Origin of the sequence: Rhodopseudomonas pentothenatexigens, from assembly GCF_900218015.1 — a bacterium.
GTDB classification, from domain to species: domain Bacteria; phylum Pseudomonadota; class Alphaproteobacteria; order Rhizobiales; family Xanthobacteraceae; genus Rhodopseudomonas; species Rhodopseudomonas pentothenatexigens.
Genome location: NZ_UFQQ01000021.1, coordinates 28,362 through 53,717 on the forward strand (window position 1 = coordinate 28,362; position 25,356 = coordinate 53,717).

Here is a 25,356-nt window from a genome sequence, read left to right on the forward strand (position 1 = left end):
TCCCCTCCCCCTTGCGGGGAGGGGTCGGGGGTGGGGGGCCACGAGCAAAGGGCCCGCGGCACCCCCACCCCGGCCTCCGCTTCGCCATAGCCGATGCAGCGCATCGGCGTAATTCTAAGTGACGGTGGCCGAAGGCCACCTATGCGACCCTCCCCGCAAGGGGGAGGGGTATAGCGAGCACCCCGTCAAACAGGTCGGACGGCTGCCGTGAGCAGCTAAACCACATGATCGGGCGCCAGAGCGCACACGGTGTTCGGATCGGTCTCGATCTGCACCGTGGTATGGGCGATGCCGAAATCGTGCTGCAGTTCGTGGGCGAGGTCGACCAGAAAGGGATCGCCCGGCGAGCCGCCGGGCATTACCAGATGGCAGGTCAGCGCCACTTCGGTGGTCGACATCCCCCAGATGTGCAGGTCGTGGACTTGCGTCACGCCGGGAAGCCCGGCGAGAAACGCCCGCACCGCGGCGGGGTCGATGCCGCGCGGCACGGCGGCAAGCGACAGCGCGGTGGAGTCGCGCAGCAGACCCCAGGTCCCCCACACGATCACCACGGCGACAACCAGGCTGACCGCCGGATCGATCCAGTACCAGCCGGTGAACAAGATGATCACTCCGGCCACGACCACGGCGGCCGAGACCGCCGCATCCGCCGCCATGTGCAGGTAGGCGCCGCGGATGTTGAGGTCGGTGTCGCGACCCGCCGCAAACAGCCAGGCGGTGGCCGCATTGATGACGATACCGATCCCGGCGACGATCATTACGGTAGTACCTGCGACCGGCTCCGGTGCAAACAGCCGCACGATCGCTTCCCAACCGATCGCGCCGACCGCGATCAGCAGAAACACCGCGTTGAACAGCGCGGCGAGGATCGAGGAGCCGCGCAGACCGTAGGTGTAGCGCGCCGATGGTGGACGCTTCGCCAGGCCGGCGGCAATCCACGCCACCACCAGTCCGGCCACGTCGGACAGATTGTGTCCTGCGTCGGCGATCAGCGCCATGGAATTGCTGAAGTAACCGAATGCCGCTTCGGCGATGACGAAGACGATGTTGAGCGCAATGCCGATCGCGAAGGCGCGGCCGAAATCCTTCGGCGCATGACTGTGGCCGGTCGGTCCGTGGCCGCTGCCCGGTCCGTGGTGATGATGACTCTGATTCATCCGTACAGAACGCCGCGGCGAGGAAATCAGTTCGCGACGATGAACCTTCGCATGCAGCCGCGATTGATGAAAGACCTCGCGGAGATTGCGGATCAGAATCGGTCCAGATTGCAAGGGCCAGCCGCGGCCGTTTGCAATGGTGACGGCAATCCGGTGTTGTCTCTGTGAATCGATCTTCAGCGCTCGATTGCTTCAGGTGTGCGGAGAGTGTCGTCCGGACCTTGCATCGCCAGCACTTAAAGAAATGAATTAACGTTCGTTATATGTCATTTCATCGTTGCGCTGATGGAGCGGGCTCCGTAAATAGAGGCACCTTCGCGAGCCTCTCCCCGGGGCCCTGTCCGCTCGCCGCCAACCGATTGAGCCGATGACCGCCAGGATGGAACGACCGCTTTCGCCCCACATGCAGGCCTACCGCTGGAGCCTGACGATGACGATGTCCATCGTCCATCGCGCCACCGGCATCGCCCTGTACTCTGGAACCCTGTTGCTGGCGTGGTGGCTGATCGCCTGCGCCGCCGGCCCGACGGCTTACGCCAACGTCCAGGCCTTCACCGGCTCGTGGATCGGGCGGCTGATCGTGTTCGGCTACACCTGGGCGTTGATGCACCATCTGCTCAGCGGCGTTCGCCACTTCGTGTGGGACCTCGGTTACGGCTTCAAGACCGCCGACCGCGAATGGCTGACCTGGGCGGCGCTGATCGGCGGCATCGTCCTGACGGTGCTGCTGTGGGTGATCGCCTATTCGATGGGGGTGGCCCGATGAGCGGCGACGCACACGGCGCGCGCACGCCGTCCTCGATGCGCACCCCGATCGGCAAGGTCCGCAAATTCGGCCCGGCCGGTTCCGGAACCTCTGACTTCTGGCGTCAGCGCATCACCGGCGTCGCCATGACGCTGCTGATCCTGCCGACCATCGTGGTGATCATGATGCTGCTCGGCCGCAACCAGGCGGCCGCCGCGCAGATCCTCGGTTCGCCGCTGATCTCGCTGATCATGATCCTCTTCATCATTGCCTCCGCGATCCACATGAAGATCGGCATGCAGGTGGTGATCGAGGACTACGTCCAGAACGAAAAGCTCAAGTTGGTCACCATCATGGCCAACAACTTCTTCTCGATCGCCGTGGCGCTGGCCGCGATCTTTGCGATCTTCAAAATGGCATCCGGAGTTTAAGGCATGGCGGCGAACGTCAACGGCGCCCCGGCGGCGGGCGGCTACGCCTATCCGATCGAGGACCACACCTATGACGTCGTGGTGGTCGGCGCCGGCGGCGCGGGTCTGCGCGCGGTGGTCGGCTGCAGCGAAGCGGGCCTCCGCACCGCCTGCATCACCAAGGTGTTCCCGACCCGGTCGCACACCGTGGCGGCACAGGGCGGCATCTCGGCCTCGCTCGGCAACATGCACAAGGACGACTGGCGCTGGCACATGTACGACACCGTGAAGGGGTCGGACTGGCTCGGCGACCAGGATTCGATCGAGTACATGGTCCGCAACGCGCCGGAAGCCGTGTACGAGCTCGAGCATTGGGGCGTGCCGTTCTCGCGCACCGAAGACGGCAAGATCTATCAGCGTCCGTTCGGCGGCATGACCACCGAGTTCGGCAAGAGCCAGGCGCAGCGCACCTGCGCGGCCGCCGACCGCACCGGCCACGCCATGCTGCACACGATGTACGGCCAGGCGCTACGCCATTCGGCCGAGTTCTACATCGAGTTCTTCGCCATCGACCTGATCATGGACGATCAGGGCTGCTGCCGCGGCGTCGTGGCGCTGAAGCTCGACGACGGCACCATCCATCGCTTCAAGGCCCAGACCACCATCCTGGCGACCGGCGGCTACGGCCGCGCCTACGCCTCCTGCACGTCGGCGCACACCTGCACCGGCGACGGCGGCGCGATGGCGCTGCGGGCCGGCCTGCCGCTGCAGGATATGGAGTTCGTTCAGTTCCACCCGACCGGCATCTACGGTTCGGGCTGTCTGGTGACCGAAGGCGCCCGCGGTGAGGGCGGCTATCTGGTCAACTCCGAAGGCGAGCGCTTCATGGAGCGCTACGCGCCGTCGGCCAAGGATCTCGCCTCGCGCGACGTGGTTTCGCGCGCGATGACGATCGAAATGCGCGAAGGTCGCGGCGTCGGCAAGAAGAAGGACCACATCTTCCTGCACCTCGACCATCTGGCGCCGGAAGTGCTGCACGAGCGGCTGCCGGGCATCTCGGAATCGGCCCGGATCTTCGCCGGCGTCGATGTCACCCGCGAGCCGATCCCGATCCTGCCGACCGTGCACTACAATATGGGCGGCATCCCGACGAACTTCCACGGCGAAGTCGTCACCAAGAAGGACGGCGACGACAACGCGGTGGTGCCGGGCCTGATGGCGATCGGCGAAGCCGCCTGCGTGTCGGTGCACGGCGCCAACCGCCTCGGCTCCAACTCGCTGATCGACCTCGTGGTGTTCGGCCGCGCCGCGGCGCTGCGCTGCGCCGAAAAGCTGGTGCCGAACGGCAAGCAGCCCGAGCTGCCGGCGAACTCCGCCGAGATGTCGCTGGGCCGGCTCGACAAGTATCGCTACGCCAAGGGCGGCACGCCGACCGCCAAGCTGCGCGAGCGGATGCAGCACGTGATGCAGAACAACTGCGCGGTGTTCCGCACCGGCGAAGTGCTCGCCGAGGGCAAGGACCTGATCGCCAAGGTGTACGGCAGCGTCGGCGATGTCGGCGTGTCGGACCGCTCGCTGGTGTGGAATTCGGATCTGGTCGAGACCCTGGAGTTCGACAATCTGATCGTCCAGGCGGTGGTGACGATGAACTCCGCCGCCAACCGCACCGAGAGCCGCGGCGCCCACGCCCGCGAGGATTTCCCGGATCGCGACGACGCCAACTGGATGAAGCACACGCTGGCCTGGATCGGTGACGACGGCGGCGTGACGATCGATTACCGGCCGGTGCACGACTACACGATGACCAACGACGTTCAGTACATTCCGCCGAAGCCGCGGGTGTATTGATCGCCAGAGAACGAACTGTCATGCCCGGGCTTGACCCGGGCATCCATCATCTTCGCAAGAAGATGGATTGCCGGGTCAAGCCCGGCAATGACGCGCAGAGCCAGAGGCAACGAGATGGTTGAATTCGCACTTCCGAAGAATTCGAAGATTGTCGGCGGCAAGACCTGGCCGAAGCCGGAAGGCGCGACCGAGGTTCGGGAGTTCCGCGTCTATCGCTGGAATCCGGACGACGGCAACAACCCGAGCATGGACACCTACTACGTCGACAAGCACGACTGCGGTCCGATGGTGCTCGACGGTCTGATCTGGATCAAGAACAACATCGATCCGACCCTGACCTTCCGCCGCTCGTGCCGCGAGGGCGTGTGCGGCTCCTGCGCGATGAACATCGACGGCGAGAACACGCTGGCCTGCACCAAGGCGATGGACGACGTGCGCGACGACGCGGTGAAGATCACGCCGCTGCCGCACCAGCCGGTGGTCAAGGATCTGGTCCCCGACCTCACCAACTTCTATGCGCAGTACGCCTCGATTCAGCCCTGGCTGCAGACCGTGACGCCGACCCCGCAGAAGGAATGGCGGCAGAGCCACGCCGACCGCGAGAAGCTCGACGGCCTGTACGAGTGCATCCTGTGCGCCTGCTGCTCGACCTCGTGCCCGAGCTACTGGTGGAACTCGGACCGTTTCCTCGGCCCGGCCGCGCTGCTGCAGGCGACCCGCTGGGTCGAAGACAGCCGCGACGAAGCCACCGGCGAGCGCCTCGACAATCTCGAAGATCCGTTCCGGATCTATCGCTGCCACACCATCATGAACTGCGCCAAGGCGTGCCCGAAGGGCCTCAACCCGTCGGAAGCGATCGCCAACCTCAAGCTCAAGCTGGTCGAACGCCAGATCTGACGCGCGCAAATTGTTGCTGATCCCAACGGCCGGGCCTTTGCCCGGCCGTTGTGTTTTGATTGCCGATCTCTCCCGTCATTGCGCCCGAAGCGAAGCAATCCAGAGGCGCGTGCACCGAGCACGGATGGCTTCGTCGCTGCGCACCTCGAAAATGACGGTGCAGCCGCATTGCCTCGCCCTCCTCGGAACATCACCGCAAAGCGATCGTTATCGCCGCTGACGAACACGGGAGAGCGAGATGGCGGTGACGAGGAACGAGGGCAATGCGCAGCACGCCTGGGACCTGATGAAGAAGATCACCTTCGCAATGCTGGCGACGCGCGACGGCGAGAAGATCCGCTCGCGGCCGATGGCCGCCTATGTGAGGCCCGAAGAAGGGGCGATCTACTTTCTGACCGACGCGCGCCGGCACAAGGACGAGGAGATCGCCAACGATCATCACGTCAATCTCGGCTTCGCCAACGCCAGCGCGCAGAAGTACGTCTCGGTCACCGGCTATGCGGCGATCAGCGACGACCGCGCCAAGATCAAGGAACTGTTCGGCACCGAGGCCAAAGCGTGGTGGGACAGCCCGGACGATCCGAACATCCGCGTGCTCAAGGTGACGCCGGAGGAGGCCGAATATTGGGATTCGCCCGGCACCATCGTGAGCTACGCCAAGATGATGGTGGCGGCCGCGACCGGCGGCCGGCCCGATCTCGGCGAGAATGCCAAGGTGGCGATCTGAATGGCCGGCGAACCCCAGGAGGTGCCGAATAATCCCGGGCCCGCGACGCCGCCGCCGGAAGTGCCGTCGAGCACGCCCGGCACGCCGACCGAGCCGCCGCCGGAGCAACCGCCGGGGAATCCAAATCCGGACATTCCGCCGCCGATCGAGGAGCCTGGCGCGCCGCCGCAGCCCGACGAGCTGCCTGGCCAGATGCCGGATGAACTGCCGGTGCGGTCACCGCCGGGGCCCGGCGCGCCGAACCCGGCTGTCGCCTGACGTCGTCCCGCGGTGCGCGCAGATTGTTGCCGGGTGCTCGACAGACCGGCGCGCCGACGGCTTGCCAGGGCGCGGATTCCGGATCTGAACTCGTGCTGAATACCGCCGCGTCCGAGCCTCGGGCGCGGCGGATTTATTTCTCTTCGGCCGCAGCCGGTCGCCACAATTGGGCCTCACGCCTTGTCGTTGATCGGAACACGGCGGGTGACCGTTCGACTGCGTCGTGCGCGACGCCAACCTGCTCGATTGAGGATCTTTTGATGACGAAGCTGAATGTGGCACTGCTCGCGACCACGGCCTTGACGGTCGGGGCGCTGATCGGTCCTGCCGCCGCCGAGAGTGCGTCGGCGCCGACGCTGCTGGCGCAGGCGGTGCAAAGCGCCCCGGCGCCTGCACCGTCCGAGGACAAGAAGAAAGAGGCGACGCCGCCCGGCCCGCGCCCTGCCCCCGCGCCATCTGCGCAGCCGCCCGCGCCCCCTAAAGCCGCCCCGCCGCCCCCGCCCGCGCCACCGAAGGCTGCGCCTCCGCCTCCTCCTCCGCCGCCGGCTGCCGCCCCGGCGCCCGCTCCCAAGCGCGCCGAACCGCCGCCACCCCCGCCCGCTCCGAAGCCCCCGGCGCCGCCCTCGGCCGCGCCGGCAGAGCGTCCGGCTGCCCCTCCGCCCGCCGCTGCCCCGAGCCGTCCGCCGGCACCGCCCGCCGGCGAAGCTCCGCAGCGTCGTGGCCCGCCGCCCGCTGCAACTCCGCCGAATCCCACCGCGCCGGATGCCGCCAAGCAGCCTCCGGGCGAGAGCCCGCAGCGCCGCGGTCCGCCGCCCGGTGCGCCGGGCGGCCCGCCGCCGAATGCGGCTGCACCGGGCACGACCCCGCCGCCGGGCGAAGCGCCCCGCCGCGGCCCGCCGCCACCACCACCCGCTTCTGCTAATCCGCCCCCGGCCGCAGCGCCGACGCCGGCCCCCTCGACTCAGCCGCAGGCGGCGCCGACTTCGTCGGGCCCGGCCGTGGCGCCGGGCGCTCGTTCCTCGGGGGAGCGCGGCCCACAACCCGGCGCCCCCGCAGGTGGTCCGCCGCCGCGGCCGCAAGCCGGGCCAGGCGGCTCCGGCGCCGGTCCGGCTGTTGCCCCGCAGCCCGGCCAACCGCAGCCCGGTCAGCCGCCGGCAGGTCCCGCTGTCGCGCGGCCGGCACCTCCGCCGCCGGCCGTGACCGCGCCGATCCCGCCCGCGCCACCGCCGCCGCCCCAGTCGCTGACCCCGCTTCCGCAGGGTGCCGCGCCGCAGGGCCCGCGCAACATCTCGGACTTCCGCAACCAGCGGCGCGAGGTGCAGCAGAACGGTCGCATCGTCATCACCGAGCCCGGCCGCGTCATCGTGCGCGATCCGGGCGGCCAGGAGTTCATCCGCCACAACGAGCTCGATCGCTTCCGCTACGGCGCGCGCAACATACGCACCGAAGACATCCGTGGCGGTGGCACCCGCACCATCGTGGTGCGGCCCGACGGCAGCGAGATCATCAACGTCACCGATGACGACGGTCGGCTGCTGCGGCGGATCCGCCGCGACCGCGAGGGCCGCGAGATCATCATCATCGACAACAGCTACGGTCCGCGCGACCGGGCCAACTTCTATGTCGACCTGCCGCCGCCGGTCATCCGGATGCCGCGCGACCGCTACATCGTCGATTACGAAGACGCATCGCCGGAGCTGATCTACGAGACCCTGGAGGCGCCGCCGGTCGAACGGATCGAGCGGCGCTACACCATGGACGAGATCCGCTACAGCCCGGCGGTGCGGCAGCGGATGCCCTCGATCGACCTCAACACCATCAACTTCGACACCGGCTCGTGGGACATTCCCCCGGACCAGGCCGCGAAGCTGCAGGTGATTGCGGACGGTCTCAACCGGGCGATCCAGCGTAACCCGCGTGAGGTGTTCCTGATCGAAGGCCACACCGATGCGGTCGGCAACGACACCGACAACCTGTCGCTGTCCGACCGGCGCGCCGAATCGGCCGCCGCTCTGCTGACCCAGCAATTCGGAGTCCCGGCCGAAAACCTGACCTCGCAGGGCTATGGCGAGCAGTATCTGAAGATCCCGACCCAGGGTCCGGAGCGTCAGAACCGCCGCGTCACGATCCGCCGCATCACCCCGCTGCTCAATGGCGGTCAGGCATCACTGCCGCCGCCGCCTCCGGGCATTGCGCCGCCGCGCTGAGCAGGCACGCGAACGACAACAAAAAAAGCCGCGGGCGCCCCCGCGGCTTTTCCTTTTCGAAGCGAGTGTCGTCGCCGATCAGCGCATCACCACCACCGTGGTGCCGACCGGAACGCGTTCGTACAGATCGGTGATGTCCTGGTTCAGCATCCGGATGCAGCCGTAGGATACGAAGCCGCCGATCGACTGCGGCCGGTTGGTGCCGTGGATCGCGTATTCGCCGCCCGCCAGCGTCATCGCCGCGACGCCCATCGGATTGGCGGGCGATCCGCCCGGGATCACGTCCGGCATCGTCGGCACGTCGCGCTTGACCTCAGCCGGCGGCGCCCAGGCCGGGTTGCGATACTTGCCGTCGATCTTGGTGATGCCGGCCCATTGCTTGCCGGCCTTACCGACACCGACCGGATAGCGCACCGCGTGCCCGGGCTCGACCACCAGATACAGCCGCCGCTCGTTGGTCTTCACCACGATCGTGCCGGGTGAGTAGTCGCCGCGAAAGGCGACCAGATCGGGCCGCGCCTCCGCGCGCGGCGCGGTCACCGCCCCGGCTCCGGCTAGAACTGCGAGCGCCAGCGCCAACTTCGCCGATCGAAATCCCAAAGACATTCAGTCTCTCCAGTTTCCCCGCACCGGTCAGCTTCGCTCCGGCGCCCTCAGCGCCCGCGATAGTTGCAGCGTGAACTAACCAATCGGTATGCGCTGGACGATCGAACGAACGCGGGCGTACCATTCAAGAAAAATCCGGGGAACAAAGTAAATATCCGGCAAACAACACCCGCCGGCAAAACTGCGCGCGAGCCGCGATCCTCGCTTGGATGTGATCGAATCGGCACAGCCCAGCTGGCGTCGTATCAACTAACAAGTGACGTCGAGCTGGTAGTACGCGTCGGACGCGAAAGGCCCCGCCTCCTGGGCCGGGGGCGGGGCCTTCAATATCTTCAGCAGTCGCCGGCAGCGGGCCGCCGCCTTGGGGCGGCTCAGCCGGCCTTGTGGTGCTTGTTCTGGCGGTGCTCGACCAGATCGTCGACCACCGCCGGATCGGCCAGCGTCGAGGTGTCGCCGAGCGCCGACGGCTCGTCCTCGGCGATCTTGCGCAGAATCCGGCGCATGATCTTGCCGGACCGGGTTTTCGGCAGGCCGGGCGCGAACTGGATCAGGTCGGGCGAGGCGATCGGGCCGATATCCTTGCGGACCCAGGCGACCAGCTCCTTGCGCAGCTCCTCGGTCGGCTCTTCACCGGCCATCAGGGTCACATAGGCGTAGATGCCCTGGCCCTTGATATCGTGCGGATAGCCGACCACGGCGGCTTCGGACACCTTCGGATGCGCCACCAGCGAGGACTCGACCTCGGCGGTGCCCATGCGGTGACCGGAGACGTTGATGACGTCGTCGACCCGGCCGGTGATCCAGTAGAAGCCGTCGGCGTCGCGGCGGCAGCCGTCGCCGGTGAAGTACTTGCCCTTGTAGGCCGAGAAGTAGGTCTGCTCGAACCGGGCATGGTCGCCGTACACCGTCCGCATCTGGCCCGGCCAGGAGCGGGCGAGGCAGAGATTGCCGGTGCATTCGCCGTCCAGCACGTTGCCGTCCGGATCGAGGATCTCGGGCACCACGCCGAAGAACGGCCGGGTCGCCGAACCCGGCTTCAGCTTGGTGGCGCCGGGCAGTGGCGTGATCAGGATGCCGCCGGTCTCGGTCTGCCACCAGGTGTCGACGATCGGGCAGCGGTCCTCGCCGACGACGCGGTGGTACCACTCCCAGGCTTCCGGATTGATCGGCTCGCCGACCGAGCCGAGCAACCGCAGGCTCTTGCGCGAGGTCTTCTTCACCGGCTCGTCGCCGCCCTGCATCAGCGCGCGGATCGCGGTCGGCGCGGTGTAGAAGATGTTGACCTTGTGCTTGTCGATCACTTCCCAGAACCGGGAATTGCTCGGATAGTTGGGTACGCCTTCGAACATCAGCGTGGTGGCGCCGTTGGCGAGCGGGCCGTACAGGATATAGCTGTGGCCGGTGACCCAGCCGACGTCGGCGGTGCACCAGTAGATGTCGCCGTCGTGATAGTCGAACACGTACTGGTGCGTCATCGACGCGAACACCAGATAGCCGCCGGTGGTGTGCAACACGCCCTTGGGCTGCCCGGTCGACCCCGAGGTATAGAGGATGAACAGCGGGTCCTCGGCGTGCATGTGCTCGACCGGGCACTCGGTCGTCACGACTTCGGCGGCTTCGTGGTACCAGAAGTCGCGGACGTCATCCATTTCGATCGCGGCGCCGGTGCGCTTGACCACCATCACCCAGTCGACGCCCTCGCACTTCTTCAACGCGGCATCGACATTGGCCTTCAGCGGCACCTTCTTGCCGCCGCGCAGGCCCTCGTCGGCGGTGATGACGATCTTGGACTGGCAGTCGTTGATCCGGCCTGCGAGGCTGTCGGGCGAGAAGCCGGCGAACACCACCGAATGGATGGCGCCGATCCGGGCGCAGGCCAGCATCGCGAACGCGGCCTCCGGAATCATCGGCAGATAGATGGTGACGCGGTCGCCTTTGCCGACGTTGCGGTTGCGCAGGATGTTGGCGAACTTGCAGACCTCGTCGTGCAGTTCGCGATAGGTTATGGTCCGCGACTGCGAAGGATCATCGCCTTCCCAGATGATCGCGACCTGGTCGCCGCGCTTGTCGAGATGGCGGTCGATGCAGTTGTAGGCGGCGTTGAGAACGCCGTCCTCGAACCATTTGATCGAGATGTTACCCGGGGCATACGACCAGTTGTCGATCTTGGTCGGCGCCTTGATCCAGTCGACGCGCTTGGCATGCTCCGCCCAGAACCCGGTGGGATCCTTGACCGAACGCTCGTACATCTGCCGATACTTGGCGTCGTCGACGAAGGCGCGGCTCGCCCATTCAGCAGGCACGTCGTAGATCTTCTCGGACATTCGTTCCTCCACAAAAACGCGGCCGATCCCGCACCCGCCGTCGGTGCCCGACCGCAACCCCGCTGCAACCGGCGACTCACCCGCCAACGAGTCAGGCTCCGCCGATCGTTGATCCTGCGATCCGGGCGAAGTCATGGAAACGCTACGGGGGAGCATCGCCGGTGAAGAGACGTGCGATCGTCTCAGCCTCCGGCTGTTGTTGTTGACCAATTATGCGTCGGCACGCCTAGCCGCGACAAGCGGTGCGGTCATCCGACTTTCGGCGCTGATCGCGCGCATGTGCAGGGCCGTGATCGGGATGCGTGCGCTGCGGCATTCGCCCGCCCGGAACGACCGAGACGCTGGCGCATTAGCTGTTGGCTCTGGCGGGGATTGTTAACGACATGATCGATCGGCAGAATTTCGAGCTTCCCGAAAACGAAACTGCCACAGAGGCATCGAACTTCCTCGCCGCTGCGGAGCCGGCCAGTGTCGCGGAGCTCGCCGAAGATCTCGGTCTGCATCTCGGCGAGGTCGATCATCTGACGATCCGCCGCGTCAAGCGCGGCAAGCGCTGGCATTATCTGCGCGCCGATGGCTCGCGGGTGAAGCAGCCAGGCACGATCCGGCGGCTGAACGCGCTGGCGATGCCGCCGGCCTATCAGGACGTCCGCTATGCCGCCGATCCAGCGTCGCATCTGCAGGCGGTCGGTCGAGATGCCGCGGGACGGCTGCAGTATCGCTACCATTCGGATTGGGAAAAGGTCCGTGAGGCGCGAAAGGCCCACCGGCTGGCGCAACTCGTCGGCGCGCTGCCGAAGATCCGCCGCATGGTGGCGAAGCACCTCTCGGGTGACGAGCCGACCCGGGAATTCGCGCTGGCCGCGGTGATCGAGCTGATCGCCCGCACCGCGATCCGCCCCGGCAGCGAATCCTATGCGCGGCTCAACGGCACCCGCGGCGCCGCGACGCTGCTGAAATCCAACGTCACGATCGAAGACGACTGCGTGATGCTGTCGTTCAAGGCCAAAGGCGGCAAGGCGGTGCGCAAGGAATGCGGCGCCGCCCGGCTGGTGCGGGCGATCGGCATCCTGCGCAAGCTGCCGGGTCGACGGCTGTTCCAATATGTCGGCGCGGACGGCGCGGTGCATCCGGTTTCGACGTCCCAGGTCAACGTGTTCCTGCGTGAACTCGCCGGCATCAAGATTTCGCTGAAGGATTTTCGCACCCTGATGGCCTCGGCTGTGGTGCTGGAATCGCTGGCGCGGATCGAACCGGCCAGCAGTGCGCGCGGCCGGCGCAAACAGGTGCTGGAGGCGGTACGGGCGGCGGCCGACGAACTCGCCAACACCCCGTCGATCTGCCGCAAGAGCTACGTGCACGCCACCATCGTTACGGCGTTCGAGGACGGTATTCTCGAACGCTTCGCTTCGACCCTGAAGGGCACTCGCTCCCAGGCCAAGCGTGAACAGCTGCTGGCCCAGGTGGTGATGGCGGCTGCGGCCTGAGACCGCTCGTGGTCAGTTCGGCGTCCAGCCGCAGGCAGAGAGCCGCGGATGCATATGCGCCGGCGGCGGCGCGGTGACCACCACCGGCGGTTTATTACGCGACAGCGGGATCACGATCTCGCGGGCGTGCAGATGCAGCCGGGGTTCGCCGAACCGCGGGCCGTTGCCGTAGATGTTGTCACCGACGATCGGCCACCCCATCGCCGCACAATGCACCCGGAGCTGGTGGGTGCGGCCGGTGACCGGTTCGAGCGCCAGCCAGGTGAGGTGCGTCGGGGGTGGCGCACCGGATTTGGCGCCCGGCTTTCGAGTCGGATCGTCACCCTCTCCCCCGGCACTGAGAGCCCCCTCTCCCGCTTGCGGGACCCCCACCCCCGACCCCTCCCCGCAAGGGGGAGGGGAGGATCGACCCATCACCCGCCATTTCGTCAACGACGGCAGTCCCGCAGGATCGACCTTCTGCCACCAGCCGCGCTCGGCATTGAGCTTGGCGATCGGCAGATCGATGCTGCCTTCGTCTTCGGCCGGGCCGCCTTCGACGATCGCCCAATAGGTCTTGGAAATCCGCGAATGCTTGAACAGCAGTCCGAGCGTGGCGGTCGCCTTGCGATGCCGCCCGAGCACCAGGCAGCCCGAGGTGTCGCGGTCGAGCCGATGCGCCAGCACCGGCGGGCGCGGCAGGCCGAAGCGCAGGAATTCGAACGAGGTTTCCAGGTTCGGTCCGCCCTTGGGGCCGAGATGCACCGGAAGGCCCGGCGGTTTGTCGATCACCAGCATCAGCCCGTCGCGATACAGCACCCGCGCCTGGATCTGGTCCGCGGTCAGTTCCGGCACGTCGAATTGATCTGGGTGGCTTTCGTTCATGGCGCGAAACGGCTAACACAGCGCCCTGATGAGCGACACTCCGGAAAATTCGAAACAGAGCTGGTGGCGGCGGCTGTCCAGCGGCTTGAAGCGCACCTCGAGCTCGATCGGGACCGCGCTGTCGGAATTCGTGTCCAAGCGCAAGCTCGACCGGGCGATGCTTGAGGAGATCGAGGACGTGCTGCTGCGCGCCGATCTCGGCACCGAGGTGGCGGCGCGGATCGCCAGTGCGGTCGGCGAGGGACGCTACGACAAGATGATCTCGGCGGGCGACGTCAAGGAGATCGTCGCCGCCGAAGTCGAGAAGGTGCTGGCGCCGGTGGCACAGCCGCTCGTGGTCGACACCGGCAAGAAGCCGTTCGTGATCCTGATGGTCGGAGTCAACGGCTCCGGCAAGACCACCACCATCGGCAAGTTGTCGGCGCGGTTCGCATCCGAAGGCCACAAGGTGATGCTGGCGGCCGGCGACACGTTCCGCGCCGCGGCGATCGATCAGCTCAAGGTCTGGGGCGAGCGCACGGGCTCTCCAGTTGTCGCCGGCGCGCAGGGCTCCGACGCGGCCGGGCTGGCGTTCAACGCGCTGACCGCGGCCAAGGAGCAGAGCCGCGACGTGCTGCTGATCGACACCGCCGGCCGGCTGCAGAACCGCACCGAGCTGATGAGCGAACTCGAAAAGGTGGTGCGGGTGATCAGGAAGGTCGACGCCAGCGCGCCGCATGCGGTGTTGCTGGTGCTCGACGCCACCGTCGGCCAGAACGCGCTGTCGCAGGTCGAGGCTTTCACCAAGACGGCGGGCGTTACCGGGCTGGTGATGACCAAGCTCGACGGCACGGCGCGCGGCGGCATCCTGGTGGCGATCGCCGAGAAGCACAAACTGCCGGTGCATTTCATCGGCGTCGGCGAGGGCGTCGAGGATCTGGCGCCGTTCACCGCGCGCGATTTCGCCAAGGCGATCGCCGGCACGGAGGCGGCATGACCGACGAGCTGATCGAAAAGAACCGGCCGCATCCGCTGTTCAAGCTGGCGACCGAGGTCGGTCCGCTGCTGATCTTCTTCTTCGTCAATTCCCGGTCGAACCTGTTCGTCGCCACCGCGGCGTTCATGGTGGCGGTGCTGGTGGCGATCGCTGTGGCCTATTGGGTCACGCGGCGGATCCCGATGATGACCATCGTCACGGCGGTGGTGGTGGTCGTGTTCGGCACGCTGACGCTGCTGCTGCACGACGAAACCTTCATCAAGATGAAGCCGACCATCGTCTACACGCTGTTCGCCGCGGCGCTCGGCGGCGGGCTGCTGTTCGGCCGCTCCTTCATCGCGATCATGTTCGATCAGATGTTCAACCTCACCCCGCAGGGCTGGCGGACGCTGACCTGGCGCTGGGCGCTGTGGTTCTTCGCCATGGCGGTGCTGAACGAGATCATCTGGCGCACCCAGTCGACCGACTTCTGGGTCACCTTCAAGGTGTTCGGGATGGTGCCGCTGACCATGGCGTTCGCGGTGACGCAGATGCCGCTGATCAAACGCCATCAGGTCGAGCCGGCGACGCTGGAGCAGAGCGCGGACGAAGAGGGCGACGTCTCGGGACGCTGAGGCTGCACCTCAGAAGTCGGCATCGCGTTGCCTGATCTGACATTGCCAATTTCACCGCCGTCATGCCCGGGCTTGTCCCGGGCATCCACGTTTTCGGCAGATGTCAGGAACAAGGACGTGGATGGCCGGGACGAGCCCGGCCATGACGGTGTACTTCGGGGCGGTCGCCCCGGCATCGCCTCTCTCACTTCTGCTTGGCGATGATCTTGTCCTTGATCCCGTCGTAGGTCTTCTCGGGGACGATCTTCTTCTTCACCAGCTCGTCCTTGCCCTTGTAGGGGCGGCCTTTGATGATCGCCGCGGAATACGCCTTGCCGACGCCGGGCAGCGCGTCGAGCTGCTCGGCGGTCGCCGAGTTGATATCGAGAAGCTCCGTCTTGGGCGTCTCGGACTTGGCGCCTGCGGTCGGCGAGGTCTTGGTCGCGACGGGCGGCGCCATGGTGCCGGACGGTGCGGTCTGGGTGCCCTGGGCCATCACCGGGGCACTGGTGAGCAGGCCGAAGGCCAGCGCGGCGGCGAGCGTGAGGTGGCGCAGCTTCGAAATACGCATCGGGGTGTCCTCCAAGGACGTCGTTAGTAACGCCATGAAGCTAGCCGGCGATTCATGGCGGCGCCGTGGCCGGCAAATGAACCGCCGATAAATGCTGATTATTATTTCGCGGCGGGGAGGTAGTGGCGCGGCACGGCGCAACCTCTCCCGCGAGCGGGAGTGGGGGACGCGCTGCGGTCGGGGAGAGGGTGCGGAGGAACGCGGGCTAGGACTTCGCCAGCGCCTTGCCGATCTCGACCTTGAGCACCTTGTCGAGATTGTCGGGCGTGATCGGTCCGACCAGCTTGTAGGCGATGTTGCCGTCGCGGCCGACCACGAAGGTTTCCGGCACCCCATACACGCCCCATTCGATCGCGGCGCGGCCGGTGGCGTCGACACCGACCGCCGCGAACGGGTTGCCGTAGCGGCCGAGGAAGCGGCGGGCGTTGTCGGGCTTGTCCTTGTAGTCGATACCGACGAGCTGGATGCGCTTGTCCTCGGCCAGCGTCATCAGCAGCGGCGCCTCGTCGTGGCAGGGCACGCACCACGACGCCCAGACGTTGACGACGCTGACCTTGCCCTTGAACATCGCCGGATCCAGCCCAGGCACGGCGGCGCCGTCGCGGCTCAGTCCTTCCAGCGGCGGCAGCGGGGTCTGCGGTGCCGGCCGGCCGATCAGGGCTGAGGGAATGCGCGACACGTCGCTGTCGCCGAGCCGAAACCAGAACAGCACCGCCAGTCCGGCGAACAGCAGCGCCGGCAGCACCACCAGCCAGGAACGGCGCTTCGGCGAGGCGGGGTCGAGAGTGTCTGTCATGTCGATCCGTCAGGTTCAGTGATCGGTGGCGCTGCGGCCGGACCGACGGACCGCGCCGCGCGCTTCGAGGTCGCGCAGCCGCGCCTTCTGCTTGCGATAGTCGAGCACCACCCAGCCGACCAGCAGTAGCACCACGATCGCGGTCGCGGCGTAGGACGAGACGATGAAGTCCGCGTATTTGCCGAACATCACGCCGCCTCGGCCCGGCTGGCCTGCAGCATCTGCAGCGAGCGCACCCGACGCCGCAGGATTTCGTTGCGCATCGCGGCCAGGTGCAGGGTCAGAAACAGCAGCGAGAAGCCGACCGCGGTGACCAGCAGCGGGATCAGGAACGCCTTGTCCAGGGTCGATCCGCCCATCCGCACCACCGAGGCGGGCTGGTGCAGCGTATTCCACCAGTCGACCGAGAATTTGATGATCGGCAGGTTGATGGCACCGACCAGGGTCAGCACCGCGGCCGCGCGTGCCGCCCGCGTCGGGTCCTCGACCGCTCGCCACAGCGCGATCAGGCCGAGATACATCAGAAACAGCACCAGCATCGAGGTCAGCCGAGCGTCCCATTCCCAATAGGTGCCCCACATCGGCCGCCCCCACAGCGAGCCGGTCACCAGCGCCAGGAACGTGAACGCCGCGCCGATCGGCGCTGCGGTCTTGGCGGCGACGTCGGCGAGCGGATGCCGCCATACCAGCGTGCCGAGCGAGGCGATGCTCATCACCCCCCAGACGAACATCGCCAGCCAGGCGTTCGGCACGTGCACGAACATGATTTTGACCGTGGCGCCCTGCTGGTAGTCGTCCGGGGCCAGCATGCCTTGGGTCAGGCCGGCCGCCAGCGTCAACACGGTCGCGCCCGCCAGCCAGGGCAGCAGGCGCCCGGCCAGCGTCAGGAACCGCGTCGGGTTGGCGAGTTCGGTCAGCTTCATGACGTTCCTGATAATGGCCGCGACCGGCGCAGGCAATGACGTGAGTCAGATCGGGCGCGACTTCCGAAGGAGTTGATCGGCGGTGAAGGTCAGCGCTCCCAGACCAGTCCCGCCATTCGCGGGTCGGAATCGAAGGCGTCGCGGCCGAAGCCGAGGGACGACCTCGGTGCTTCGCAGAAGGCGCGTGCGCCGTTGCGGTCGACATGGATGCGCCAGCTCTGGCGGTCGACCGGCGCTTTGACCGCAAACACCGCGGGCGACAAAACGGCAACATTCATGCCGCCTTCGGAATCGCGAACCGAAGGATATCTGATGATCTCGATCGCGGCGCGGCGGGCCGCATCGCTGAACGCCTGCCCTGCCTGATAGCTCTGCCGCGCCAGAATGGCCTCGGCATCCTCCGCCGGCAACACCGCCACGTCGACGGCGTGATCGGACTGCAGGTCGACCGCGAAGGCGGTGTACTCGGCCGGATTCTGCGGCCACGGGGTGGCGGGGGACTCGGCAAAGAACAGCAGGCGGTGGAACACCGCTTCCGCAACGCATGTCCGCGGCCGGTCGGAGGCGTAAAACACGCCTCCTTCCGCAAACGGCCGGCGAAAGCGCGAGCCCCACGGGTTGGCCGGGCTGTAACGGAACGGCGTCATCAAGAGATAGTCGAGCCCGGCGCAGTCCGAAGGGATCGGCGGCTTGCTGTCGTCGATCAGTTGCTCCAGCAGCGCCTGCTCGTCGAGCGAGTCGGTCAGCTTCATTGTTGCGGCGCGATGCTGAGCCTCGACGATCCGCCAGAACCGGCCCGACAGGCGGACGGCGCTAGATCGGAGCGCGTCGGCTGTCCAGGTACTGGACGACATGCAGCAGACCCTGGACCTTTTGAATCAACTCGGCCGGTGTTCCGCGCAGCGCCAGATTGTCGCCGCGCATCCAGGCCCGGGCGGAAGCCTCGTCGCCGCCGACGATCGCGTCCAACGAGCGATACAGCCGCACGAACAGCGTCGCGAGTTCGAACGGCTTGCCGCGTTCCAGCACATAGTCGCCGCTGCGCATCCGCGAGATCACCGATTCCGAAAGCCCGATCACATTGCCGAGGATCTTCTGCGACAGACCGAGCCGGTCCGCTGCGCGGATCGTCGCCTTGCTCAGGACCATGCCGGCATTTGCAGGAGCGTCTTGCCTATGAACCGCAACGCTCATCAAGAGCCTCCGTCTTGCTAAAGCAACAATAGATCAAGAGTGTTGCTTTAGCAATAAACGCCTCCGGTTGAACTTGTTCCCGTCCTCAGTCCAGCCCCTGCCGCAAGCTGGCGGCGGCGGCGAACGGGCCGATCACCAGGCTGAGCAGCGAGATCGCGCACAGGATCGAAAACGGCGTGCCGAAAGACACCGGGCCGACGATCGCCGCCTGGGAGGCCGAAACGCCGAAGATCAGCACCGGGATCGACAGCGGCAGCACCAGCACCGCCAGCAGCAGGCCGCCGCGGCGCAGCGTCACCGCCAGCGCGGCGCCGATCATGCCGGTGAAGGTCAGCGCCGGGGTGCCGGCCAGCAGCGTGGCCATCACCGCCAGCGACGCGCTGCCGTCGAGATTGAGCAAGAGGCCAAGCACCGGCGTGGCGACGATCAGCGGCAGGCCCGCTGCCAGCCAATGCGCCAGCGCCTTGGCGGCGCAGGTCAGTTCCAGCGGGGTCCGGCTCATCACGATCAGGTCGAGCGAGCCGTCCTCGGCGTCGGCGGTGAACAGCCGGTCGAGCGTCAGCAGGCTGGCCAGCAGCGCCCCGAGCCACAGGATCGCCGGCCCGAGCCGCTTCAGCAGCGCCAGATCGGGACCGACCGCGAACGGCATCAGCACCACCACGGTGAGGAAGAACAGCACGCCGATCAGCGCGCCGCCGCCGACCCGCAGCGCGATCCTGATATCGCGGCGGACGATGGCACCAAGCGCAGTCATTGGGCGGCTCCGATCCGCAGCTCCCGCACCGGAATGCCGAGCGGCGTGTGGGTGGCGGCAACGATGATGCCGCCGCCGGCGAGGTGATCCTGCATCAGGCGCACGAACAGCTCCTGGCCTTTGACGTCGAGCGCCGAGGTCGGCTCGTCGAGCAGCCAGATCGGCCGCCGCACCACCAGCAGGCGGGCGATCGACAGCCGCCGGCGCTGGCCGGCCGACAGATACGCCGCCGGCAGTTCGGCCGCGTGGCCGAGCCCGACCGCCTTGATGGCCGCGCCCAGATCGCTGCGCTCGCCGCCGAGAAAGTCGCGCCAGAAACCGAGATTCTCAGCAACGCTGAGCGACGGCTTCAGCGCGTCGCGATGGCCGAGATAGTGCGCCTGTTCGGCGACGGGCGTGTCCGGTTCCCCGCCCTCGAGTGTGATGGTTCCGGCCTCCGGTGTCAGCAGCCCGGCGATCAGTCGCAACAGCGACGTCTTGCCGGCGCCGTTGTGTCCGACCAGCGCCAGCGCTTCGCGGCCGCTCGCCTCGAAGGCCAGTCCGGCGAATACCTCGCGGCCGCCTCGTACACATTGTAAGTCGCGCCCCGACAGCCGCATGCATCCAACCTGTTCCGCTCCACATCGGAACGGCCTACTCACAAATCGATGCGCTCGCCTGTCATTGTCGAACTGGCGGCGCAATTGGAAAGGTTCTATAAGCCGGAACTTGATGCAGCACACGATCGGCGCCTGCAAGCCGGACGGCCTGCCCCTCCGGAGCCAGCATACAAGCTCGCCCAATCGAAAACGATAATCTGGGACCCGCCTTACATGACCTCGCTCGACAGCTTCAAATGCCGGAAGATCCTCAAGGTCGGCAGCAAGTCTTACGTCTATTACAGCCTGCCCACCGCCGAGAAGAACGGCCTGAAAGGCATCTCCCGCCTGCCCTACTCGATGAAGGTGCTGCTGGAAAACCTGCTGCGCAACGAGGACGACCGCACCGTCAAGAAGGCCGACATCATGGCGGTCGCCAAATGGATGCGGAAGAAGGCGCTGGAGCACGAAATCGCGTTCCGCCCGGCGCGCGTGCTGATGCAGGACTTCACCGGCGTTCCGGCGGTGGTCGATCTGGCGGCAATGCGCAACGCGATGCAGGCGCTCGGTGGCGATGCCGAGAAGATCAACCCGCTGGTGCCGGTCGATCTCGTCATCGACCATTCGGTGATCGTCAACTTCTTCGGTAACAACCAGGCGTTCAAGAAGAACGTCGCCGAGGAGTACAAGCAGAACCAGGAGCGCTACGAGTTCCTGAAATGGGGCCAGAAGGCGTTCTCGAACTTCTCGGTGGTGCCGCCCGGCACCGGAATCTGCCACCAGGTCAATCTCGAGTACTTGGCGCAGACGGTCTGGACCAAGAAGGAGAAGATGACGGTCGGCCGTAAGACCGGCACCTTCGAGGTCGCCTATCCGGATACGCTGGTCGGTACCGATTCGCACACCACCATGGTCAACGGTCTCGCCGTGCTCGGCTGGGGCGTCGGCGGCATCGAAGCGGAAGCTGCGATGCTCGGCCAGCCGCTGTCGATGCTGCTGCCCGAAGTGGTCGGCTTCAAGCTCAAGGGTGCGCTCAAGGAAGGCGTCACCGCCACCGACCTGGTGCTCACCGTCACCCAGATGCTGCGCAAGCAGGGCGTGGTCGGCAAGTTCGTCGAATTCTTCGGTCCCGGCCTCGACAACCTCTCGGTCGCCGACAAGGCGACGATCGCCAACATGGCGCCGGAATACGGCGCGACCTGCGGCTTCTTCCCGGTCGACGGCGAAACCATCGATTACCTGAAGACCTCGGGCCGTGCCTCGGCCCGCGTCGCGCTGGTCGAGAAGTACAGCAAGGCCCAGGGCCTGTACCGGACCGCCAAGTCGCCGGACCCGGTGTTCACCGTGACGCTGACCCTGGACCTCGCGACCGTCGAGCCGTCGATGGCCGGCCCGAAGCGTCCCGAAGGCCGGATCGCGCTGTCGTCGGTGTCGGAAGGTTTCGCGACCGCGATGGCCAACGAGTACAAGAAGGCGCTGGACGGCGCCCGCTACAAGGTGGAAGGCCGTAACTTCGATCTCGGCCACGGTGACGTGGTGATCGCCGCGATCACCTCCTGCACCAACACCTCCAACCCGAGCGTGCTGATCGGCGCCGGTCTGTTGGCCCGTAACGCCGCCGCCAAGGGCCTCAAGGCCAAGCCGTGGGTCAAGACCTCGCTGGCGCCTGGCTCGCAAGTGGTCGCCGAATATCTCGCCAATTCCGGGCTGCAGCCCGATCTCGACAAGGTCGGCTTCAACCTGGTCGGCTTCGGCTGCACCACCTGTATCGGCAATTCCGGTCCGCTGCCGGAGGAGATCTCGAAGTCGATCAACGACAACGGCATCGTCGCCGCCGCGGTGCTGTCGGGCAACCGCAACTTCGAAGGCCGCGTCTCGCCGGACGTGCAGGCCAACTATCTGGCCTCGCCGCCGCTGGTGGTGGCCTACGCGCTGGCCGGCTCAGTCACCAAGAACCTTGCGGTCGAGCCGATCGGCACCGGCAAGGACGGCAAGCCGGTGTACCTGAAGGACATCTGGCCGACCACCAAGGAGATCAACGCCTTCGTCAAGAAGTACGTGACCTCGAAGATCTTCAAGGCGCGCTACGCCGACGTGTTCAAGGGCGACACCAACTGGCGCAAGATCAAGACGGTGGAGAGCGAGACCTACAAGTGGAACATGGGCTCGACCTACGTGCAGAACCCGCCGTATTTCGAGGGCATGACCAAGCAGCCGGAGCCGATCACCGACGTGGTCGACGCCCGCGTCCTGGCGCTGTTCGGCGACAAGATCACCACCGACCACATCTCGCCGGCCGGTTCGATCAAGCTGACCTCGCCGGCCGGCAAGTATCTGACCGAGCATCAAGTGCGTCCGGCCGACTTCAACCAGTACGGCACCCGCCGCGGCAACCATGAAGTGATGATGCGCGGCACCTTCGCCAACATCCGCATCAAGAACCACATGCTGAAGGGCGCCGACGGCAACATTCCGGAAGGCGGCCTGACCAAGCACTGGCCGGACGGCGAACAGATGTCGATCTACGACGCCGCCATGAAGTACCAGGAAGAGAAGGTGCCGCTGGTGGTGTTCGCCGGTGCCGAATACGGCAACGGTTCGTCGCGCGACTGGGCCGCGAAGGGCACCCGGCTGCTCGGCGTCCGCGCGGTGATCTGCCAGAGCTTCGAGCGCATCCATCGCTCCAATCTGGTCGGTATGGGCGTGCTGCCGCTGACCTTCGAAGACGGCACCTCGTGGGCGTCGCTCGGCCTCAAGGGCGACGAGAAGGTCACGATCCGTGGTCTCGAAGGCGATCTCAAGCCGCGGCAGATGCTGGAAGCCGAAATCACGTCGGCCGAAGGCAAGCGCAAGCGCGTGCCGCTGCTGTGCCGCATCGATACCCTCGATGAGCTCGATTACTATCGCAACGGCGGTATTCTGCACTACGTGCTGCGCAAGCTCGCGGCCTGAGCCGCGATCTGATCGACAGTAGCAGAATGCCTCACTGCGAAGTGAGTGGCGGGTGAACGGAAGGCGGCCTATGCAAAGGGCCGCCTTTTCGTTTTAAGGCTTGTTGATGGAAGGCGGCGTACCGCCGTCCCGAAGCACTCGGCAAAGGCGGTTTGGCAAACGACGATGAGCGGTGTTGGTGGATTTTCGCGATGGTCCGGCGCACTCGGCCTGTGCGTGGCGGTCGCGACGGTAGACTTCGCAGTCGCCGAGCCCCGCGCCGTGGTCGAGCTTTTCACTTCGCAGGGTTGCTCGTCCTGTCCGCCCGCCGACAAGATCATCGGCGAACTCGCCCGCGATCCCGCGGTGATCGCGCTCAGCCTGCCGATCGACTATTGGGACTATCTCGGCTGGAAAGATACCCTGGCCGATGCCCGGTTCAGCGCCCGGCAGCGAGCATACTCGCAGGTGCGCGGTGATCGCGACGTTTTCACCCCTCAGGTCGTCGTCAACGGCTCGACGCATCTGGTCGGCAGCAATCGGGCCGGCATCGACAGCGCCATCAAGACCGTCGACAAGACTTCCGGAGTGATGGCGGTGCCGGTTTCGCTCGCGGTCGAAGGCAAGGAGATCAAGGTCTCGGTCGCGGCGGCGCCGCCCGGCGATCCGGCCAAGCAGGGCGAGGTCTGGATCTGTGCGGTGTCGAAAGCGGTCCCGATCGAGATCGGGCGTGGCGAGAACCGTGGTCGTCAGGTCGTCTACCACAATGTGGTACGCAATCTTCTGAAAGTCGGCGACTGGACCGGCGCGGCGGAGCACTGGTCGGTCCCGCTGGAGAACGTCGTCGCTGACGGCGTCGATGCGGCGGCGGTATATGTCCAGAACGGCAGCCGCGACAAGCCGGGCGCAATGCTCGGGGCCGCCTTCACCTCGTTGAACTGAATCCCGTCAGGCTGAGATCTCTGACGAGGCCGCTCAGGCTGCAGCACTTGGTCACGGCCGCAAGCTGCATGGCCCGGCGCCGACCCATCCCCGAAAAACAAAAAAGGACCAACTTGCGTCGGCCCAGGAGGGGGATTGAGGTTCTGCGTACAGGCCCGGTCCCGACTGCCTCGGGGGGCTGGGGGCTGAGGAATCCGAAGCCGAAGGGACCGGGCCAACGCAGTGATGGTGTTGTCGCAACCGGGCTTGGCGCGCGGTGGGCGAAAATCGGGCGGCAATAAGAATTCGGCTAACGAAGCCGTGAGATCGCAGCCGCCGAGGGATGTTTATGGGCCTGCTGCTTTTGATCCCCTTGCGGCCGTGCGCCGGTGGCGCAATCATGTCAGTGCAGTGACAGGAGGCGCCGATGGATATGATTTCCGGGGAGGCTGATCCCAGCGAGAGCCGTGCAGCGGAGCGGACAGGCACCGCACCGCTGCAGGGACTGGTCACCTTCAACCGCCTGGAGCTCAATCGCATCCTCAATCTCTACGGCCGGATGGTCGCGGCCGGCGAATGGCGCGACTACGCCATCGATTTCCTGAAAGATACCGCGGTGTTCTCGATCTTTCGCCGCGCCTCGGAAGTGCCGATCTACCGCATCGTCAAGGATCCGCGGCTGGCCCGCAAGCAGGGCGCGTATTGCGTGATCGGAGCCTCCGGCCAGATCCTGCGCCGCGGCCACGAACTCGACCGCGTGCTGCTGGTGATCGATCGCAAGCTGGCGCTGGTGTGAGCTGAGCGGCGGCGGAGCTGGGTCGGGACGAAGCGTCTTGGTGGTCCCCGGCGTCATCGCCCGGCTTGTCCGGGCGACCCATTATCCCAGAGCGCCAGTGACCAGCATCAATGCTCTGGGATACTGGGCCCTCCGCCTTCGCGGAGGGTGACGGCATCACATGTTAGTCGGCCTTGCCTCTGCTTCCGGCACCGTCCTGCCGCCGTCGCCCAGCATCCGCTGCATCAGCACCGAGTCCAGCCAGCGGCCGAATTTGAAGCCGACGTCGGTATGGGTGCCGATCGGCACGAACCCCGCCTTGCGGTGCAGGGCGATCGAGGCGGCGTTGGCCGAATCGCCGATCACTGCGATCATCTGGCGGAAGCCGCGTTCCGTGCATGTCGCGATCAGCTCGTTCAGCAGCGTGCTGCCGATGCCGCGGCGGTGCGCCGCCGGGTCGAGATAGATCGAGTTCTCGACGGTGAAGCGATACGCCGGCCGCGGCCGGTACGGCCCCGCATAGGCGTAGCCGGCGATCGCGCCGTCCGCTTCCGCCACCAGATAGGGAAAGCCGGTCCCGGTCAGAGCCTCGAACCGCCGCGTCATCTCGGCGAGGTCGGGCGGCGTCAACTCGAAGGTCGCGGTGCCGAACCGAACGGCGTGCTCGTAGATCGCGGTGATGGCGGTCAGGTCGGCGGGCGTTGCCGGGCGGACGAGGAGGTCTGACATGGGCGGGCCTGAGACGAACGGCGGGTGGCATTCCAATCGCCGCCGTCATACGCGGGCTCGCGCCGCGTATCCATCGTCATCGTGA

General features: G+C 66.5%; 26 protein-coding genes. 13 read left to right on the forward strand and 13 right to left on the reverse strand.

Annotation, left to right across the window (positions count from 1 at the left end):
• Nucleotides 1–215: 215 nt before the first annotated feature.
• Nucleotides 216–1,157, reverse strand: coding sequence for a cation diffusion facilitator family transporter (locus DWA33_RS18310; RefSeq protein WP_114360014.1), 942 nt, complete (start codon nt 1,155–1,157; stop codon nt 216–218).
• Nucleotides 1,158–1,524: 367 nt separating this feature from the next.
• Between DWA33_RS18310 and sdhC the strand changes: the two genes are divergently transcribed.
• The 7 genes from sdhC to DWA33_RS18345 all read left to right on the forward strand — a co-directional run bounded on the left by sdhC (nt 1,525) and on the right by DWA33_RS18345 (nt 8,249).
• Nucleotides 1,525–1,923 carry a succinate dehydrogenase, cytochrome b556 subunit gene (gene sdhC / locus DWA33_RS18315; protein ID WP_114359959.1) on the forward strand — a complete coding sequence of 133 codons (399 nt, stop codon included), beginning with the start codon at nt 1,525–1,527 and terminating at the stop codon, nt 1,921–1,923.
• On the forward strand, nt 1,920–2,333 hold the full coding sequence (sdhD, locus tag DWA33_RS18320; protein ID WP_107342467.1) for a succinate dehydrogenase, hydrophobic membrane anchor protein: 414 nt from the start codon (nt 1,920–1,922) through the stop codon (nt 2,331–2,333). The genes sdhC and sdhD overlap by 4 nt, the downstream gene beginning before the upstream one ends.
• A gap of 3 nt (nt 2,334–2,336) precedes the next feature.
• Nucleotides 2,337–4,160 (forward strand): succinate dehydrogenase flavoprotein subunit, encoded by a 1,824-nt coding sequence (gene sdhA / locus DWA33_RS18325; RefSeq protein WP_114359960.1) that lies wholly within the window; start codon nt 2,337–2,339, stop codon nt 4,158–4,160.
• Nucleotides 4,161–4,274: 114 nt separating this feature from the next.
• Nucleotides 4,275–5,057, forward strand: a complete 783-nt coding sequence (locus DWA33_RS18330) for a succinate dehydrogenase iron-sulfur subunit (protein WP_114359961.1) — start codon at nt 4,275–4,277, stop codon at nt 5,055–5,057.
• Nucleotides 5,058–5,295: 238 nt separating this feature from the next.
• Nucleotides 5,296–5,784: a pyridoxamine 5'-phosphate oxidase family protein gene (locus tag DWA33_RS18335; RefSeq protein WP_114359962.1), complete on the forward strand. Its 489-nt coding sequence runs from the start codon at nt 5,296–5,298 to the stop codon at nt 5,782–5,784.
• On the forward strand, nt 5,785–6,042 hold the full coding sequence (locus tag DWA33_RS18340; RefSeq protein ID WP_114359963.1) for a hypothetical protein: 258 nt from the start codon (nt 5,785–5,787) through the stop codon (nt 6,040–6,042).
• Between the two features lie 260 nt (nt 6,043–6,302).
• A complete protein-coding gene (locus DWA33_RS18345; protein ID WP_114359964.1) occupies nt 6,303–8,249 on the forward strand; it encodes an OmpA family protein in 1,947 nt (648 codons plus the stop codon).
• 78 nt (nt 8,250–8,327) lie between these two features.
• Here DWA33_RS18345 and DWA33_RS18350 read toward each other — a convergent pair whose 3' ends face one another.
• A complete protein-coding gene (locus DWA33_RS18350) occupies nt 8,328–8,855 on the reverse strand; it encodes a L,D-transpeptidase (protein ID WP_114359965.1) in 528 nt (175 codons plus the stop codon).
• 371 nt (nt 8,856–9,226) lie between these two features.
• Entirely contained in the window at nt 9,227–11,179 is a 1,953-nt protein-coding gene (gene acs, locus DWA33_RS18355) for an acetate--CoA ligase (RefSeq protein WP_167443238.1), read from the reverse strand.
• A gap of 383 nt (nt 11,180–11,562) precedes the next feature.
• On the opposite strand from acs, the gene DWA33_RS18365 reads away from it, so the two are divergent.
• On the forward strand, nt 11,563–12,666 hold the full coding sequence (locus DWA33_RS18365) for a DNA topoisomerase IB (protein WP_114359968.1): 1,104 nt from the start codon (nt 11,563–11,565) through the stop codon (nt 12,664–12,666).
• A 12-nt stretch (nt 12,667–12,678) separates the two neighbouring features.
• On the opposite strand, the gene DWA33_RS18370 is transcribed toward DWA33_RS18365, so the two are convergent.
• Nucleotides 12,679–13,530, reverse strand: coding sequence for an RluA family pseudouridine synthase (locus tag DWA33_RS18370; RefSeq protein ID WP_114359969.1), 852 nt, complete (start codon nt 13,528–13,530; stop codon nt 12,679–12,681).
• 28 nt (nt 13,531–13,558) lie between these two features.
• Here DWA33_RS18370 and ftsY point away from each other — a divergent pair, with 28 nt between their 5' ends.
• Complete coding sequence (ftsY, locus tag DWA33_RS18375) at nt 13,559–14,506, forward strand: signal recognition particle-docking protein FtsY (protein WP_114359970.1); 948 nt, start codon at nt 13,559–13,561, stop codon at nt 14,504–14,506.
• A gap of 11 nt (nt 14,507–14,517) precedes the next feature.
• Nucleotides 14,518–15,120 (forward strand): septation protein A, encoded by a 603-nt coding sequence (locus DWA33_RS18380; RefSeq protein WP_114360015.1) that lies wholly within the window; start codon nt 14,518–14,520, stop codon nt 15,118–15,120.
• 184 nt (nt 15,121–15,304) lie between these two features.
• Here the strand turns inward: DWA33_RS18380 and DWA33_RS18390 are convergent, their stop codons facing one another.
• From DWA33_RS18390 to ccmA, 8 genes are all read right to left on the reverse strand, one after another.
• A complete protein-coding gene (locus DWA33_RS18390) occupies nt 15,305–15,670 on the reverse strand; it encodes a ComEA family DNA-binding protein (RefSeq protein ID WP_114360016.1) in 366 nt (121 codons plus the stop codon).
• A gap of 205 nt (nt 15,671–15,875) precedes the next feature.
• Entirely contained in the window at nt 15,876–16,466 is a 591-nt protein-coding gene (locus tag DWA33_RS18395; protein WP_114359972.1) for a DsbE family thiol:disulfide interchange protein, read from the reverse strand.
• Between the two features lie 15 nt (nt 16,467–16,481).
• A complete protein-coding gene (ccmD, locus tag DWA33_RS18400; RefSeq protein WP_114359973.1) occupies nt 16,482–16,655 on the reverse strand; it encodes a heme exporter protein CcmD in 174 nt (57 codons plus the stop codon).
• Nucleotides 16,655–17,389, reverse strand: coding sequence for a heme ABC transporter permease (locus tag DWA33_RS18405; RefSeq protein WP_114359974.1), 735 nt, complete (start codon nt 17,387–17,389; stop codon nt 16,655–16,657). Before DWA33_RS18405 ends, ccmD begins: the two co-directional genes overlap by 1 nt.
• A gap of 89 nt (nt 17,390–17,478) precedes the next feature.
• Nucleotides 17,479–18,243 carry an RES family NAD+ phosphorylase gene (locus tag DWA33_RS18410; RefSeq protein WP_114359975.1) on the reverse strand — a complete coding sequence of 255 codons (765 nt, stop codon included), beginning with the start codon at nt 18,241–18,243 and terminating at the stop codon, nt 17,479–17,481.
• Nucleotides 18,203–18,538, reverse strand: coding sequence for an MbcA/ParS/Xre antitoxin family protein (locus tag DWA33_RS18415; RefSeq protein WP_244601341.1), 336 nt, complete (start codon nt 18,536–18,538; stop codon nt 18,203–18,205). The genes DWA33_RS18410 and DWA33_RS18415 overlap by 41 nt, the downstream gene beginning before the upstream one ends.
• Before the next feature lie 130 nt (nt 18,539–18,668).
• Nucleotides 18,669–19,337: a heme exporter protein CcmB gene (gene ccmB / locus DWA33_RS18420; RefSeq protein ID WP_114359977.1), complete on the reverse strand. Its 669-nt coding sequence runs from the start codon at nt 19,335–19,337 to the stop codon at nt 18,669–18,671.
• Nucleotides 19,334–19,936 carry a heme ABC exporter ATP-binding protein CcmA gene (gene ccmA, locus DWA33_RS18425; protein ID WP_114359978.1) on the reverse strand — a complete coding sequence of 201 codons (603 nt, stop codon included), beginning with the start codon at nt 19,934–19,936 and terminating at the stop codon, nt 19,334–19,336. Before ccmA ends, ccmB begins: the two co-directional genes overlap by 4 nt.
• A 213-nt stretch (nt 19,937–20,149) precedes the next feature.
• Between ccmA and acnA the strand changes: the two genes are divergently transcribed.
• The 3 genes from acnA to DWA33_RS18440 all read left to right on the forward strand — a co-directional run bounded on the left by acnA (nt 20,150) and on the right by DWA33_RS18440 (nt 24,563).
• On the forward strand, nt 20,150–22,867 hold the full coding sequence (gene acnA, locus DWA33_RS18430; RefSeq protein WP_114359979.1) for an aconitate hydratase AcnA: 2,718 nt from the start codon (nt 20,150–20,152) through the stop codon (nt 22,865–22,867).
• 165 nt (nt 22,868–23,032) lie between these two features.
• Entirely contained in the window at nt 23,033–23,788 is a 756-nt protein-coding gene (locus DWA33_RS18435; RefSeq protein WP_114359980.1) for a DUF1223 domain-containing protein, read from the forward strand.
• A 406-nt stretch (nt 23,789–24,194) separates the two neighbouring features.
• Nucleotides 24,195–24,563, forward strand: a complete 369-nt coding sequence (locus DWA33_RS18440) for a DUF2794 domain-containing protein (RefSeq protein ID WP_114359981.1) — start codon at nt 24,195–24,197, stop codon at nt 24,561–24,563.
• 156 nt (nt 24,564–24,719) lie between these two features.
• Here the strand turns inward: DWA33_RS18440 and DWA33_RS18445 are convergent, their stop codons facing one another.
• Nucleotides 24,720–25,271 carry a GNAT family N-acetyltransferase gene (locus DWA33_RS18445; RefSeq protein WP_114359982.1) on the reverse strand — a complete coding sequence of 184 codons (552 nt, stop codon included), beginning with the start codon at nt 25,269–25,271 and terminating at the stop codon, nt 24,720–24,722.
• Nucleotides 25,272–25,356 lie beyond the last annotated feature (85 nt).

Coding starts and splice junctions, on each gene's coding strand:
- acs (WP_167443238.1), bottom strand. CDS start 11,179: ATGTCCGAGAAGATCTACGACGTGCCTGCTGAATGGGCGAGCCGCGCC.
- DWA33_RS18370 (WP_114359969.1), bottom strand. CDS start 13,530: ATGAACGAAAGCCACCCAGATCAATTCGACGTGCCGGAACTGACCGCG.
- DWA33_RS18415 (WP_244601341.1), bottom strand. CDS start 18,538: ATGGTCCTGAGCAAGGCGACGATCCGCGCAGCGGACCGGCTCGGTCTG.
- ccmD (WP_114359973.1), bottom strand. CDS start 16,655: ATGTTCGGCAAATACGCGGACTTCATCGTCTCGTCCTACGCCGCGACC.
- DWA33_RS18405 (WP_114359974.1), bottom strand. CDS start 17,389: ATGAAGCTGACCGAACTCGCCAACCCGACGCGGTTCCTGACGCTGGCC.
- sdhC (WP_114359959.1), top strand. CDS start 1,525: ATGACCGCCAGGATGGAACGACCGCTTTCGCCCCACATGCAGGCCTAC.
- DWA33_RS18310 (WP_114360014.1), bottom strand. CDS start 1,157: ATGAATCAGAGTCATCATCACCACGGACCGGGCAGCGGCCACGGACCG.
- DWA33_RS18340 (WP_114359963.1), top strand. CDS start 5,785: ATGGCCGGCGAACCCCAGGAGGTGCCGAATAATCCCGGGCCCGCGACG.
- sdhD (WP_107342467.1), top strand. CDS start 1,920: ATGAGCGGCGACGCACACGGCGCGCGCACGCCGTCCTCGATGCGCACC.
- ftsY (WP_114359970.1), top strand. CDS start 13,559: ATGAGCGACACTCCGGAAAATTCGAAACAGAGCTGGTGGCGGCGGCTG.
- DWA33_RS18350 (WP_114359965.1), bottom strand. CDS start 8,855: ATGTCTTTGGGATTTCGATCGGCGAAGTTGGCGCTGGCGCTCGCAGTT.
- DWA33_RS18390 (WP_114360016.1), bottom strand. CDS start 15,670: ATGCGTATTTCGAAGCTGCGCCACCTCACGCTCGCCGCCGCGCTGGCC.
- DWA33_RS18365 (WP_114359968.1), top strand. CDS start 11,563: ATGATCGATCGGCAGAATTTCGAGCTTCCCGAAAACGAAACTGCCACA.
- ccmB (WP_114359977.1), bottom strand. CDS start 19,337: ATGACTGCGCTTGGTGCCATCGTCCGCCGCGATATCAGGATCGCGCTG.
- DWA33_RS18440 (WP_114359981.1), top strand. CDS start 24,195: ATGGATATGATTTCCGGGGAGGCTGATCCCAGCGAGAGCCGTGCAGCG.
- DWA33_RS18345 (WP_114359964.1), top strand. CDS start 6,303: ATGACGAAGCTGAATGTGGCACTGCTCGCGACCACGGCCTTGACGGTC.
- ccmA (WP_114359978.1), bottom strand. CDS start 19,936: ATGCGGCTGTCGGGGCGCGACTTACAATGTGTACGAGGCGGCCGCGAG.
- DWA33_RS18335 (WP_114359962.1), top strand. CDS start 5,296: ATGGCGGTGACGAGGAACGAGGGCAATGCGCAGCACGCCTGGGACCTG.
- DWA33_RS18410 (WP_114359975.1), bottom strand. CDS start 18,243: ATGTCGTCCAGTACCTGGACAGCCGACGCGCTCCGATCTAGCGCCGTC.
- DWA33_RS18445 (WP_114359982.1), bottom strand. CDS start 25,271: ATGTCAGACCTCCTCGTCCGCCCGGCAACGCCCGCCGACCTGACCGCC.
- acnA (WP_114359979.1), top strand. CDS start 20,150: ATGACCTCGCTCGACAGCTTCAAATGCCGGAAGATCCTCAAGGTCGGC.
- sdhA (WP_114359960.1), top strand. CDS start 2,337: ATGGCGGCGAACGTCAACGGCGCCCCGGCGGCGGGCGGCTACGCCTAT.
- DWA33_RS18395 (WP_114359972.1), bottom strand. CDS start 16,466: ATGACAGACACTCTCGACCCCGCCTCGCCGAAGCGCCGTTCCTGGCTG.
- DWA33_RS18435 (WP_114359980.1), top strand. CDS start 23,033: ATGAGCGGTGTTGGTGGATTTTCGCGATGGTCCGGCGCACTCGGCCTG.
- DWA33_RS18330 (WP_114359961.1), top strand. CDS start 4,275: ATGGTTGAATTCGCACTTCCGAAGAATTCGAAGATTGTCGGCGGCAAG.